Source organism: Klenkia terrae (assembly GCF_900491935.1).
GTDB classification, from domain to species: domain Bacteria; phylum Actinomycetota; class Actinomycetes; order Mycobacteriales; family Geodermatophilaceae; genus Klenkia; species Klenkia terrae.
Genome location: NZ_UEXK01000004.1, coordinates 2,027,635 through 2,039,956 on the forward strand (window position 1 = coordinate 2,027,635; position 12,322 = coordinate 2,039,956).

Genomic DNA, 12,322 nt, shown 5'->3' on the forward strand with positions numbered 1-12,322 from the left:
CCTCAGGCCGGGCGCGGCCGGGCCAGGTAGAGCGCCGCCGCGTTGCCGCGCAGCACGGCGTCGTGGTGCTCGGCCGGCACAGCGTCGGCCAGCAGCCGGAGGTCGACGGGCTCGAACGGCCGGCGCGCGCGGGTGGAGGGCAGGTCGGTGCCGGCCAGCAGCGCGCCCGGGTCGACCGCCACGACGGCCGCGGCCACCGCGGCCGGGTCCAGGTCGACCCGGCCGAACCCGGTGGCCTTGACCTTCACCCCGGCGGCCACCAGGTCCAGCAGCGCGGGTGTGCCGTCGGCGTGCAGCCCCAGGTGGTCGACCACCACCGCCGGCAGGGCGCGCAGCACCCCGGCCAGCCCGGGCAGCTCGCGGGCGTCGACGTAGAGCTCGGCGTGCCAGCCGGCGACCTCGTGCCCCCGGCGGGCCAGCCGGTCCAGCTCGGCGACCGGCGCCGACCCGCCGCGGGCCAGGTTGAACCGGACCGCCCGCACCCCGGCGGCGTCCAGCCGGAGCAGCTCCTCGTCGGTCACCGAGGCCGGCAGCTGGGTGACCCCGACGAACGACGGTCCGAGCAGCATTAGCGCCCGGACCAGGTAGCTCTGGTCGAAGGCCTGGAAGGACCCGGAGACGACCGCCCCGCCCACCACGTGCAGGTCGGCGACCGCGGCCCGGTAGTCGGCCACGGTGAACGCCGGCGGCAGGTAGCCCTGGTTGGGCACCAGCGGGAACGCCGGGTCCACCACGTGCAGGTGCGCGTCGAACAGCGGCGGGGGCACCCCCGGCAGCGTAGGAGCGGCCCGGACCTGCTCCACTACGTCGTCGTCCGACCGCTGCCGTGGAGCCTGCCCCGTGTCCCTGCTCGACGTCCTGCCGCCCGACGGTTCGGCGACGGCGCTGCTGGTCCTGCTGCTGGCGGCCTTCGCCGCCGGATGGGTGGACGCCGTCGTGGGCGGCGGCGGGCTGGTGCAGCTGCCGGTCCTGCTGCTGGTCGGCGGGCTGACCCCGCTGCAGGCCTTGGCCACCAACAAGCTGGCCTCGATCGCCGGCACCACGACCAGCGCGCTGACCTACCTGCGGCGCACCCGGACCGACCTGCGGACGGCCGCCCCGATGGCCGTGGTCGCCCTGCTGCTGAGCACGCTGGGCGCCTCGGTCGCGGCGAACCTGCCGACCGCCGCGATCAAGCCGGTCATCGTGCTGGCCCTGGTGGCCGTGGCCGGGCTGATCGCCACCCGGCCCTCCCTGGGCGAGCTGGCCCGGCCGCGCCGGGAGGCGGCCGCGCACTACCTGCTGGCGATGGTGCTGGCCGCGGTCATCGGGTTCTACGACGGGGTGCTCGGCCCCGGCACCGGCACGTTCCTGGTCATCGGGCTGATCGCCGTGGTCGGCTACGACTTCCTGCACGCCAGCGCCACGGCCAAGGTGGTCAACGCCGCGACCAACCTGGGCGCCCTGCTGTACTTCCTGCCCTCGGGCGCGGTGCTGGTCGGCCTCGGCCTGCTCATGGGTGCGGCCAACGTGGCCGGCGCCTACCTGGGGGCCCGGATGGCGATCGCCAAGGGCAACCGGTTCATCCGGGTCGTGTTCCTGGTGGTCGCCGTCGCGCTGATCACCCGGCTGTCGGTCGACGTCTGGCAGGACCACCGGAGCTGAGCGTCAGCCGCCGTGCGGGTCCGAGCGCAGGGCGAGCAGGGCTATGTCGTCCTCGGCGTGGTCGGTCACCACGGCGATCAGCTCGTCGCACAGCTGCGCCAGCGGCAGACCCCGCAGGCCGACGACGTGCCCGACCAGCCAGGCCTGGGCGTCGTCCAGGTTGCCGGTCCGCCGCTCGACCAGGCCGTCGGTGTAGAGCAGCAACCCGTCCCCGGGGCGGAGGTCCAGGTCGTGGTCGGTGCGCGGGCTGCCGGGGACGGCGCCCAGGATCCGCTCCACGCGTGCCCCGACGGGGACCGCACCGCCCGTGGCGGGCACGAGCAGGGGCGGCGGGTGGCCGGCGTTGGACCACCGCAGCCGGTGCACCCCGTCGGTCGGCTCCGGCTCGACCCGCACCACGACCGCCGAGGTCAGGCGGTCGACCCCCAACCCGGCCATCGCGGCGTCCAGGGCCTCCAGCACCCGGGCCGGTGAGTGCTGGGTGAAGGCGATCCCGCGCAGCAGGTTGCGCACCTGGGCCATCACCGCGGCCGCGCTCTGGTCGTGCCCGGCGACGTCGCCCACCACCAACCAGGTGGCCCCGTCCTGGCCGCGGAAGGCGTCGTACCAGTCGCCGCCGATCTCGGCCTCCGTCGTGGCCGGGCGGTACCGGACGGCGATGTGCAGGTGCTCGGGCTCGACCGGGTCGGTGAGCAGGCTGCGCTGCAGGGCCTCCGACATCGTCCGGCTGGTCTCGGCCGCCGCCCGCTCGGCGAGGTGGGCGAGCGTGTCGCCCAGGACGCCGGCGACCTGGTTGGCGACCAGCTCCTGGAAGGTGCGGTACGCCTGGTCCTGCACCAGGTGCGGGCTCAGGCCCAGCACCAGCACGCCGACCGCGGCGCTGCGCCCCGGTGGCGTGAGCGGGAGGGCGACGGCGGTCCGGACCGGTCCGTCGCCGATCTCGGCCGGCACAGCGCCCCACCTGCCGTCGAGGTCCTCGGCGGTCTGCCGGCCGGTCAGGGCGGTGCGCAACCACGCCTCCTCCGCCGTCCCCGGCGCGACCGCCGGGACACCGTGCCCGCCGTGCAGCAGCAGCGGGCTCCCCGGGTCGTCGACGTCGGTCAGCAGGTGTACGCCGGCCAGCGGCAGGTCGGTCCGGTGCTCGGCGAGCACCTCCACCACGGCCGCGACGGCGGCGCCCAGGTCGTCGTGCCGGGCGGCGCCGGTCTGGCCCAGCTGCTGGGCCAGCTGCAGCCGCCGGGTGGCCAGGACGCGCTCGGTGGTCTCCAGGACGGTGTCGAGCAGACCGACGACCTCGCCGTCGGCGTCGATCAGCGGGCTGTAGGAGAAGGTGAAGTAGGTCTCCTCGAGGAACCCGTTGCGGCTGCTCATCAGCAGGAAGTCCTCGAAGTGGTTGGCCACCTGCTCGGTGACGACCTGCTCGACCATCGGGGCCAGCGTCGGCCACTCGTCGGCCCACACCTCCGGCAGCGGCCGGCCCATCGCCGGGTGGAGCGCACCCATGAGCGGTGCGTAGGCGTCGTTGTAGACCATCACCAGCTCGGGCCCGGCCATCACCAGCATGCCGAACCGGGTGTTCATCGCCGTGCTGATCGCGGACCGCAGGGTCGGCGACCAGGTCTCCGGTGCGCCGATGGCCGTCGTGGCCCAGTCCGTCCCGGCGAACAGCGCACGGCACGGGGTCGGCTCGGCCGGGCCGAGGACGGCCCGGAGGGCGGCCTGCGGTGCCGGACCTCCCGGGGTGACCACCCGGACATCGTGCCGGACGACGCGCGCCGGTGCCCAGGGGGTCGTTGTGGCAGGGGGTCGCGCCGTGGTTCCCTGGGCACGAGCTGCCCCGGACCCGGCAGCGCGCAGACCGGCGGCGGGACCCCCGTCGCCTCGCGCGCCATCGGATGGTCCAGCAGAGGGCACCGCGTCGGTTGCGCGAGGTGGGGTCCCGCCGTCCCCCCTCACGGCACGAGCAGGATCTTGCCGCTGCTCGTGCGGGACTCGGCGAGGGTCAACGCAGCGGCGGCCTCGGCCAGCGTGAACCGGGCCGCGACGACCGGGGTCAGGACACCCTGGTCCAGGAGCTCGAGGACCGCCGCGAGGTCGGTCTCCAGGTGGCGGCGGAAGCGGGCCCGGCGGACGGCGTGCCCGGACCACAGGTCGTAGAAGGTGGCCCGCCGGCCGTTGGGCAGCGCCGACCACCACAGGTTGCGGCCGATCGCCTTGGCGAACGGCAGCCCGAGGCTGCCGGTGCCCGAGACGGCGTCGATGATCGCGTAGGAGACCAGGGTGCCGCCGCGGGCCAGCAGGCCGAAGGCGGTGCGGGTGGTCTCGCCGCCCACGTTGTCGAAGACCGCGGCCACGCCGTCGGGGGCCAGGGCACGCACCCGGGCCGCCAGGTCGGGGTCCGCGTAGTCGACCGGCTCGACCCCGGCCGCCCGCAGCGCCTCGTGGTGGCGGGGCGAGGCGGCACCGATCACCCGGATGCCGGCGTGCTGCGCCAGCTGCGCGAGCACGGTGCCGACGCCGCCGTTGGCGCCGAAGACCAGGACCGTCTGGCCGCGGGTGACCCGGGCGGCGCGGTGCAGCATCTGCCAGGCGGTGACGCCGTTGACGGTGAGCGCCTCGACCAGCCCGGGGTCCAGGTGGTCGGGGACGACGACGCTGTCCCGCGCCCGGACGACGGCGTGCCCGGTCCAGGCGCCGGTCTTGGTCATGCTGGCCACCCGGGAGCCCACCAGCTCCGCGGCGACGCCCTCGCCGGTGGCCAGGACCCGACCGACCAGGTCGTAGCCCGGGGTGAACGGGAAGGCCGGCTGGCCGAAGTAGCGGCCCCGGCGCATCGCCTGCTCCGCGTAGCTGACGCCGGTGGCCTCCACGGCCACCAGCAGCTGGCCGGGCCCGGGCGGGGCGACCGGGGCCTGCACGACCTGCAGCCCCTCGGGCTCGACGAGCCCGGGCAGGACGACCCGGGTGGTGGTGGACGGCAGGGCGGGGGTGCTGGTCATGTCGGGCTCCTCGGTGGTTACTGATCGGTCAGTCACAAAGCAGGGCAGTACGGGTGCCCGACCGGCGGGGACCGGCTCAGGGGGCGTGCGCGATGCCGGCGGTGATGGTCTGCGCCCAGCCGCCGTCCGCCGGGTCGAGGTCGGCCTGGACGACGAGATGGCAGAGCTGCCCGTAGGCCAGGAACCGCTGGACGGCGACCGGGTCGGCGCCGGAGTCCCGGGTGACGGTCTCCACGACGCGGGCCAGGCCGCGGTGGACGGCGTCGCGCACCTCGGGGACGTCGCAGGCACTCTGCGCGTGCACCTGGATCATGATCAGGCTGCGGTCGCGGATCAGCTCGACGTAGGCCGCGGTCATCGCGTCGAGCCGGGCCGCCGGGTCCTCGGCCGCGCCGGCCCGCACCGCCGTCGACAGCACCTGGGCGACCTGCTCGTAGCACCGGTCGACCGCCGCGACGAACAACCCGACCTTGCCGGCGAACAGCCGGAACACGTAGGCCGGCGAGACGCCGGCCGCGGTCGCGACGTCGGCCACCGGGGTGGCGTGCAGCCCCTTGTCGGCGAAGACGCCGAGGGCCGCGACGGTGATCCGCTCACGCTGCTCCTCAGCGGTGGAGCGGAACCCCGCGCCGGTCGTCGTCATGTGAGTGAGTGAACAATCACAACCTCGATCCGTCAAGCACGGGTAGGTCCGGGCTGCCGGGGTAGATGGTTGAGGACGCAACCGTCTCCCCAGGAGGACTCCCCGCATGACCAAGATCGCTGTCGTCTACTACTCCTCCACCGGCAACACCCACCAGCTCGCCCAGGCGCTCGCCCAGGGCGCCGAGGACGCCGGGGCCGAGGTACGCCTGCGCCGCGTGGCCGAGACCGCCCCCGACGCCGCGATCAACAGCAACCCGGCCTGGCGCGCGCACGCCGACGCCGTCGCCGACGTCCCGCTGGCCCAGCCCGAGGACCTGGAGTGGGCCGACGGCTACGCCCTGGGCACCCCCACCCGCTTCGGCACGCCGTCTGCGCAGCTCAAGCAGTTCATCGACACCCTCGGTGGCCTGTGGGCGACCGGCAAGCTCGCGAACCGCGGGGCGACGGCGTTCACCAGCGCGCAGAACACCCACGGCGGCAACGAGTCCACGATCCTGACCCTGTTCAACGTGTTCTCGCACTTCGGCGCGGTCATCGTGCCGCCGGGCTACACCGACCCGCTGCTGTTCGCCGCCGGCGGCAACCCCTACGGCACCTCGGCCCCCTCGGCCGGCAACGCCGACGCCGCCTCCGACGAGGCGCTCGCCGCCGCCCGCTACCAGGGTCGCCGACTCGCCGAGATCAGCGCCAAGCTCACCGCCTGACCCGGCCGCACCCGGGTGGGACGCCGTCCTGCCCGGGTGCACACCGGACTACCGTGGGCCACCCATGCCCGAAGGTGACACGATCTACCGGCTCGCCCGGCGCCTCGGCGTCCTCACCGGGACCGAGGTGCTGCGCAGCGACTTCCGGGTCGCCCGGCACGCCACCGCCGACCTGAGCGGCGCCCGGGTGCTCGGCACCGTCCCGCGCGGCAAGCACCTGCTCACCCGCCTCGACCTCGCCGGCGAGGCGCTGACGCTGCACACCCACCTGCGCATGGACGGCGAGTGGAGCGTCGTCGGCGCGGGGAAGATGCTGCCGCGCCGGATGATGGGCGACGCCCGGCTCGTGCTGGAGACCACCGGCGCCACCGCGATCGCGCTGCGGATGCCGGTGGTCGAGCTGCTGCCCACCGCCGCCGAGGACACCGTCGTGGGCCACCTGGGCCCGGACCTGCTCGACGACCACCGCGACGTCGCCGACCTGGTCGCCGCGGCCACGGCCAACCTCGAGGCGCAGCCCGACCGCCCGCTGGTCGCCGCCCTGCTGGACCAGCGGGTGCTCACCGGCCTGGGCAACGTCTGGGTCAACGAGCTGGCCTTCCTGCGCGGGCACCTCCCGCTCACCCCGGTCGGCGAGGTGCAGGTCGAGCCGCTCGTCAAGCTGGCCGCCCGGGCGATGCGCTTCGCCGTCCAGCCCGGCGGGCCGGGCCGGGTCACCACCGGCAACACCCGCCCGGGCCAGCGCTACTACGTCTACGGCCGGACCGGCGAGCCCTGCCGGCGGTGCGGCACGAAGCTCGAGTTCTCCGCGGAGATCCCGAACGACCCCGAGGTCCGGCACACCTGGTGGTGCCCCAGCTGCCAGCGCTGAGCGCTCAGCGCGGGTAGACCGCGACCTCCGAGGCCTTCACCGAGGCCCACACCTGCGCGCCGGGCACCAGCCCCATCTCGGCGAACGCGGTCGCGGTGACGTCGGCGGTCAGCGGCACCGCGCCGGCCAGGTCGCAGCGCACCGTCGACCCGTGCGGGGTGGCCCCGGCCAGGGTCGCCGGCCACACGTTGCGCGGGCTGCCGTCGGGCCGGGACAGGTACAGCGAGACCGTCTCCGGCCGGACGGCGACCAGCACCGGGCCCTGCGCCGGCTCGGCCACCGCGACCTCGCCCCCGCCGTCCAGGGCGACCGTCGTGCCCGACGCCGTCCCGGGCAGCAGGCTCAGCCCGACCAGCCGGGCCACGTAGTCCGTGCGCGGGCGCCGGGCCACCTCGACCGGCGTGCCCTCCTGGACGACGACGCCGTCCTCCACCACCACCACCCGGTCGGCCAGCGCCATCGCGTCGACCGGGTCGTGGCTGACCAGCACGGTGCACCCGGCGAAGTCGGCCAGGTGCCGGCGCAGCTCGGCCCGCACGGTCAGCCGGGTGCGGGCGTCCAGCGCGGACAGCGGCTCGTCCAGCAGCAGCAGCCGCGGCTCCCCCACCAGCGCCCGGGCCAGCGCCGCCCGCTGCGCCTGCCCGCCGGAGAGCTGGGTGGGCCGCCGGTCGCCGAACCCGGCCAGCCCGACGCGGCCCAGCCAGCCCTCCGCGGTCGCCCGGGCCGGCGCCCGCCGCACACCCCGGGTGCGCAGCCCGAAGGCCACGTTGTCGCGCACGCTGAGGTGCGGGAAGAGCAGGTGGTCCTGGAAGACCATCCCCAGCGGCCGCTCGTGGGCCGGGAGGTGGTGGGTGTCGTCGTCCCAGACGTCGGCGCCGACCGTCACCCGGCCGCCGTCGGGCGGGAGCAACCCGGCCAGCACCCGCAGCACGGTGGACTTGCCGGCCCCGTTGGGCCCCAGCACGGCCAGCACCTCGCCGTCGGCCACCGCCAGGTCGACGTCGACCAGCAGGACACCCCGGCGGACGACGACGTGCGCGTGCAGGCTCACGTGACCGGGCTCCCGGAGCGGCCCAGCCAGCGGTCGCGCAGCAGCAGCAGGGTCGCCAGCGACACGAACAGCAGCACCAGGGACAGCACGATCGCGCCCTCCGGGTTGGACTGCAGCGCCAGGTAGACCGCCAGCGGCATGGTCTGCGTCGTCCCGGGGAAGTTGCCGGCGAAGGTGATCGTGGCGCCGAACTCGCCCAGCGCGCGGGCCCAGCAGAGCACCGCACCGGCCGCGACGCCGGGGGCGACCAGCGGCAGGGTGACCCGGCGGAACGTCGTCCAGCGGTCGGCGCCGAGCGTGGCGGCGGCGTCCTCGAACCGGGCGTCGGCGGCCCGCAGCGCGCCCTCCACGCTGATCACCAGGAACGGCATGGCCACGAACGTCTCGGCGATGACGACGGCGGTCGTGGTGAACGGGATGGTCACGTCGAACTGCTCGTGGAGGACCCGGCCGATGATCCCCTGCCGGCCCAGCACCAGGAACAGCGCGACGCCGCCGACCACCGGGGGCAGCACCAGCGGGACCGTCACCAGCGCCCGCAGCACCGACCGCCCGGGGATCGTCGACCGGGCCAGCACCCACGCGATCGGCACACCGAGCACCAGCGACACCAGCGTGGCCAGCGTCGCCGAGACCAGCGACAGCCGCAGCGCCTGGCCGACCTGGGGCTCGGTCAGCTGCGGCCAGAGGTCCGACCAGGGTGCCCTGATCAGCAGCCCGAGCAGCGGCAGCACCAGGAACGCGACGCCGAGCAGCGCCGGGACCAGCAGCGGGGCGGGGACCCCGGTGCCCCGGCGCCGTCGGCGGGGAGCGGTGCGGGTCAGGACGACGGGCTCCGGAACCCCGCGTCGGTGAGCGCCTGCTGGCCGGCGTCGGACTCGACCAGGTCCAGGAACGCCTGCGCGGCGTCCGGGTTGGTCGCGGCGGTCAGCGTGGTGATCGGGTACTCGTTGACCGCGTCCTCGGCCTCGGGGAACTCGATGCCCTGCACGCCGGACCCGGCCGACTGCACGTCGGAGGCGTAGACCAGCGCGGCGTCGACCTCGCCCAGCTCGACCTTGGTCAGCGCGGCGCGCACGTCCTCCTCCAGGGTGTCCGGCTGCGCGGTGATGCCCGCGGCCTCGAACACCTGCTCCGCGGCCGCGCCGCACGGCACGTCGGGGGCGCAGATCGCCAGGGTCAGGTCCGCGTCGGCGAAGTCGGCCAGCCCGGTGACGTCGCCCGGGTTGTCCGCGGGGACGGCGATCTCCAGCACGTTCTCGGTGAACACGGTGGGCTCGTCCGAGTTGAGCCCGGCGTCGGTCACCACGGTCATCTGGGTCTGGTTCGCGCTGGCGAAGACGTCGGCCGGCGCGCCCTGGGTGATCTGGGTGGCCAGCGCGGAGCTGCCGGCGAAGTTGAACGTCACCGTCAGGTCCGGGTTGTCGGCCATCAGCTGGTCGCCCAGGTCGGTGAAGACGTCGGTCAGCGACGCCGCAGCGAAGACGGTGAGGGTGCCGGTGAGGCCACCGCCGTCCGCGCTCGTGCCCGCGGCCGCGGCCTCGGTCGGCTCGTCGCTGCCGCACGCGGTCAGGGTGAGCAGGCCGGCAGCGGCCAGGGCCAGGGGGACGCGCAGTCGCACGGGGGTGCCTCTCATCAGGGGACGTCGACGCTGACCTGGGTGGCCTTGACCGTGGCGACGGCGCGGACGCCGATCTCCAGCCCCAGCTCGTCGGCGGCCTCGCGGCTCATCAGCGAGACCATCCGGTAGGGCCCGCACTGGATCTCGACCTGGGCCATCACGGTGTCCCGGACGACCCGGGTGACGATCCCGGTCAGCCGGTTGCGGGCGCTGGAACCCCGGGTCGTGCCCGGAGCCGGCGCCTCGTGCAGCTCGGCGGCCACCCGGGCCAGGTCGGTGCCGTCGACCTGCGCGGGGCCGGCACCGCGGTGGGCCACCAGCCGGTCGCCGTCGATCCAGCGGCGGACGGTGTCGTCGCTGACCCCGAGCAGCTGGGCGGCCTCGGCGATCCGGTAGGTGGCGGTCACATCGCGCACCCTAGACACGCACCGGCGGCGTCACAACACCGCATCCCCCGCAGGTGCGGAACGGAGACCGCCGGAGGTCAGCGCAGGCCGGCGAAGAGGTCGTCCACGACGTCGGTGCCGGTGCGGACCGGCCGGGCCTGCACGAAGGCCTCCCGGCCCATGGCCGCGGTGAAGACCTCCATCGGCAGCCTGAGGAAGAAGATGTTCTCGACCTGGCTGGCGTGCGCGGCCAGCGCGTCCCGCTTGGCCTGGGCGAAGGCGGTGCAGTCGACGTCGGCGGCGACGTCGGCGTCCTCGGCCCCCATCGCCGGCATCTCCTGGCCCTCCTCGGCCTCGGGGAACTCCTCGCCCGCGGCACGCATCATCTCGCCGAACCGCGCGAAGTCGCTGCGCCGGATGGTGCTGTAGTAGAGCCGGGCATCCGAGCCCGACGCCTCCAGGGCGGCCACGGTGATCCGGTGGGCCTGGATGTGGTCGGGGTGGCCGTAGAAGCCGTTCTCGTCGTAGGTGACCACGACGTCGGGCCGGTGCTGCGCGATCAGCTCGGCCAGCCGGGCGACCGGCTCGTCCAGCGGCGTCGTCCAGAAGGCGCCGGGGGCGTCGTTCTGCGGCCAGCCCATCATCCCGGAGTCGTGGTAGCCCAGCTGGTGGGCGTGCGTGACGCCCAGGATCCGGCAGCTCTCCGCCAGCTCCGCCGCGCGCTGGGCCACGACCTCCTCGGCCGAGTGGCCCTCCTCGCCCGGCTTGACCGAGCCGGCGTCGCCCAGCGCGCCGTCGGTGCAGGTGACGAGCACCGTGGTCACGCCCTCGGCGGCGTACCGGGCGAGCACGCCGCCGGTCGACGTCGCCTCGTCGTCGGGGTGGGCGTGGACGGCCATGAGGGTGAGCGGACGGGACACGGACGACCTTCCGGGTGGGGGGTGTGCGGGACCAGTGTGCGCGGCGTCGACGGAACGAATCCGGCCGCTGACCTGGGAGGTGTTTGACGATCTCGCGGGCCGGGGCAGCAGGCCGTGGTGACCGACCGCGACATCGCCTCGTGACCAGCACCAACATCATTCCCGCGCGCCCCGTCGCCGGCCCGCCCGCCGCGGTGCGCCCCCGCCGCATCCGGGAGCGAGCCCGCGAGCTGCTGGGCGACCCGGCGGCCGCGTTCCGCCCGGGCCAGGAGGACGCACTGCAGGCGGTGTGCGCCGGCCGGGACACCCTCGCGGTGCTGCCCAGCGGCGCCGGCAAGTCCCTGGTGTTCACCGTGGCCGGCGAGCTGCTGGACGGCCCGGTCGTGGTGGTCTCCCCGCTCATCGCCCTGCAGCGCGACCAGGTGCAGCGGCTGGACGCCCTCGGGCTGAGCGCGGCCCTGCTCAACTCCGCGGAGTCCGCGACCGCGCAGCAGGCCGCCCTCGACGGCCTGCGGGACGGATCGGTCCGCTACCTGTTCCTGGCCCCCGAGCAGCTGGCCCGCACCGAGGTGGTCGCCGCGCTGCACGCCACCGCGCCCGCCCTGCTGGTGGTCGACGAGGCGCACTGCGTGTCGGCCTGGGGCCACGACTTCCGCCCCGACTACCTCCGCCTGGGCGCCGTGGTCGAGCAGCTCGGCTCCCCCACCGTGCTGGCGCTGACCGCCACCGCGGCCCCCCCGGTCCGCGCCGAGATCGTGGAGCGGCTGCGGATGACCGAGCCGGCCGTCGTCGTCGCCGGCTTCGACCGGCCCGAGATCCGGCTCGAGGTCGAGCACCACGCCGACGCCGACCGCAAGACCGCCGCCCTGCTGGACCGGGCAGTCGCGGAGTCCGCCCGCGGCACCGGGATCGTCTACAGCGCCACCCGCCGCGGCACGCTCGAGCTGGCCGACGCCCTGGTGGCGCGCGGGCTGCGGGCCCGGGCGTACCACGCAGGGCTGCCCAAGGCCGAGCGCGAGGACGTGCAGCGGGCCTTCATGGCCGACGAGCTGGACGTCGTGGTGGCGACCACCGCGTTCGGCATGGGCATCGACAAGCCCGACGTCCGGTTCGTGCTGCACGCCGAGCCCGCCGACTCGGTGGACAGCTGGTACCAGGAGATCGGCCGGGCCGGCCGGGACGGCCAGCCCGCGGTCGCCGTCCTCTTCTTCCGGCAGGAGGACCTCGGCCTGCGCAAGTTCTTCGCCGCCGGGGTGCCCGCCGAGGAGGACCTGCAGCAGGTGGCCGGGCTGGTCCGGGCCGGTGCGGCCGCCGGCGCACGGGTCGACGTCGGCGCGCTGCGGGCGGAGACCGGCAAGGGCGCCAGCCCGATCACCAAGGACCTCAACCTGCTGGACCAGGTGGGCGCGGTGGTGCTGGCCGACGACGGCACGGTCACCCCCGCCCCCGACGGACCGGCCCCCACTCGGCGTGCTCCCCGG

General features: G+C 75.3%; 13 protein-coding genes. 4 read left to right on the forward strand and 9 right to left on the reverse strand.

Annotation, left to right across the window (positions count from 1 at the left end; genetic code table 11):
- Window positions 1-2 precede the first annotated feature (2 nt).
- Window positions 3-767, reverse strand: a complete 765-nt coding sequence (locus LFA75_RS10415; protein WP_225233570.1) for an amidohydrolase family protein — start codon at window positions 765-767, stop codon at window positions 3-5.
- Window positions 768-840: 73 nt separating this feature from the next.
- Between LFA75_RS10415 and LFA75_RS10420 the strand changes: the two genes are divergently transcribed.
- Window positions 841-1,644 (forward strand): sulfite exporter TauE/SafE family protein, encoded by an 804-nt coding sequence (locus LFA75_RS10420; RefSeq protein ID WP_225233571.1) that lies wholly within the window; start codon window positions 841-843, stop codon window positions 1,642-1,644.
- A gap of 3 nt (window positions 1,645-1,647) precedes the next feature.
- Here the strand turns inward: LFA75_RS10420 and LFA75_RS10425 are convergent, their stop codons facing one another.
- The 3 genes from LFA75_RS10425 to LFA75_RS10435 all read right to left on the reverse strand — a co-directional run bounded on the left by LFA75_RS10425 (window position 1,648) and on the right by LFA75_RS10435 (window position 5,286).
- Window positions 1,648-3,393 carry a SpoIIE family protein phosphatase gene (locus LFA75_RS10425; RefSeq protein WP_225233572.1) on the reverse strand — a complete coding sequence of 582 codons (1,746 nt, stop codon included), beginning with the start codon at window positions 3,391-3,393 and terminating at the stop codon, window positions 1,648-1,650.
- A 203-nt stretch (window positions 3,394-3,596) separates the two neighbouring features.
- Window positions 3,597-4,643 (reverse strand): zinc-binding dehydrogenase, encoded by a 1,047-nt coding sequence (locus tag LFA75_RS10430; protein WP_225233573.1) that lies wholly within the window; start codon window positions 4,641-4,643, stop codon window positions 3,597-3,599.
- A 76-nt stretch (window positions 4,644-4,719) separates the two neighbouring features.
- A complete protein-coding gene (locus tag LFA75_RS10435; protein ID WP_225233574.1) occupies window positions 4,720-5,286 on the reverse strand; it encodes a TetR/AcrR family transcriptional regulator in 567 nt (188 codons plus the stop codon).
- A gap of 106 nt (window positions 5,287-5,392) precedes the next feature.
- Between LFA75_RS10435 and wrbA the strand changes: the two genes are divergently transcribed.
- Window positions 5,393-5,992 (forward strand): NAD(P)H:quinone oxidoreductase, encoded by a 600-nt coding sequence (wrbA, locus tag LFA75_RS10440; protein WP_225233575.1) that lies wholly within the window; start codon window positions 5,393-5,395, stop codon window positions 5,990-5,992.
- A gap of 64 nt (window positions 5,993-6,056) precedes the next feature.
- Window positions 6,057-6,863 carry a DNA-formamidopyrimidine glycosylase family protein gene (locus LFA75_RS10445; RefSeq protein ID WP_225233576.1) on the forward strand — a complete coding sequence of 269 codons (807 nt, stop codon included), beginning with the start codon at window positions 6,057-6,059 and terminating at the stop codon, window positions 6,861-6,863.
- Window positions 6,864-6,867: 4 nt separating this feature from the next.
- Here the strand turns inward: LFA75_RS10445 and LFA75_RS10450 are convergent, their stop codons facing one another.
- From LFA75_RS10450 to LFA75_RS10470, 5 genes are all read right to left on the reverse strand, one after another.
- A complete protein-coding gene (locus LFA75_RS10450) occupies window positions 6,868-7,914 on the reverse strand; it encodes an ABC transporter ATP-binding protein (protein ID WP_225233577.1) in 1,047 nt (348 codons plus the stop codon).
- Window positions 7,911-8,648, reverse strand: a complete 738-nt coding sequence (locus LFA75_RS10455; protein ID WP_225233578.1) for an ABC transporter permease — start codon at window positions 8,646-8,648, stop codon at window positions 7,911-7,913. The genes LFA75_RS10450 and LFA75_RS10455 overlap by 4 nt, the downstream gene beginning before the upstream one ends.
- An 86-nt stretch (window positions 8,649-8,734) precedes the next feature.
- Complete coding sequence (modA, locus tag LFA75_RS10460) at window positions 8,735-9,550, reverse strand: molybdate ABC transporter substrate-binding protein (RefSeq protein WP_225233579.1); 816 nt, start codon at window positions 9,548-9,550, stop codon at window positions 8,735-8,737.
- Window positions 9,550-9,942, reverse strand: a complete 393-nt coding sequence (locus tag LFA75_RS10465) for a TOBE domain-containing protein (protein ID WP_225233580.1) — start codon at window positions 9,940-9,942, stop codon at window positions 9,550-9,552. Before LFA75_RS10465 ends, modA begins: the two co-directional genes overlap by 1 nt.
- Window positions 9,943-10,019: 77 nt before the next feature.
- Entirely contained in the window at window positions 10,020-10,841 is an 822-nt protein-coding gene (locus LFA75_RS10470; protein WP_225233581.1) for a PIG-L family deacetylase, read from the reverse strand.
- A gap of 140 nt (window positions 10,842-10,981) precedes the next feature.
- Between LFA75_RS10470 and LFA75_RS10475 the strand changes: the two genes are divergently transcribed.
- Window positions 10,982-12,322 (forward strand): RecQ family ATP-dependent DNA helicase (locus LFA75_RS10475; protein ID WP_225233582.1); only part of this gene is annotated, 1,341 nt, incomplete at its 3' end.

Excerpts from the sequence above, each read along its gene's own strand:
- LFA75_RS10435 (WP_225233574.1), bottom strand. The coding sequence starts at position 5,286 with ATGACGACGACCGGCGCGGGGTTCCGCTCCACCGCTGAGGAGCAGCGT.
- LFA75_RS10445 (WP_225233576.1), top strand. The coding sequence starts at position 6,057 with ATGCCCGAAGGTGACACGATCTACCGGCTCGCCCGGCGCCTCGGCGTC.
- wrbA (WP_225233575.1), top strand. The coding sequence starts at position 5,393 with ATGACCAAGATCGCTGTCGTCTACTACTCCTCCACCGGCAACACCCAC.
- modA (WP_225233579.1), bottom strand. The coding sequence starts at position 9,550 with ATGAGAGGCACCCCCGTGCGACTGCGCGTCCCCCTGGCCCTGGCCGCT.
- LFA75_RS10430 (WP_225233573.1), bottom strand. The coding sequence starts at position 4,643 with ATGACCAGCACCCCCGCCCTGCCGTCCACCACCACCCGGGTCGTCCTG.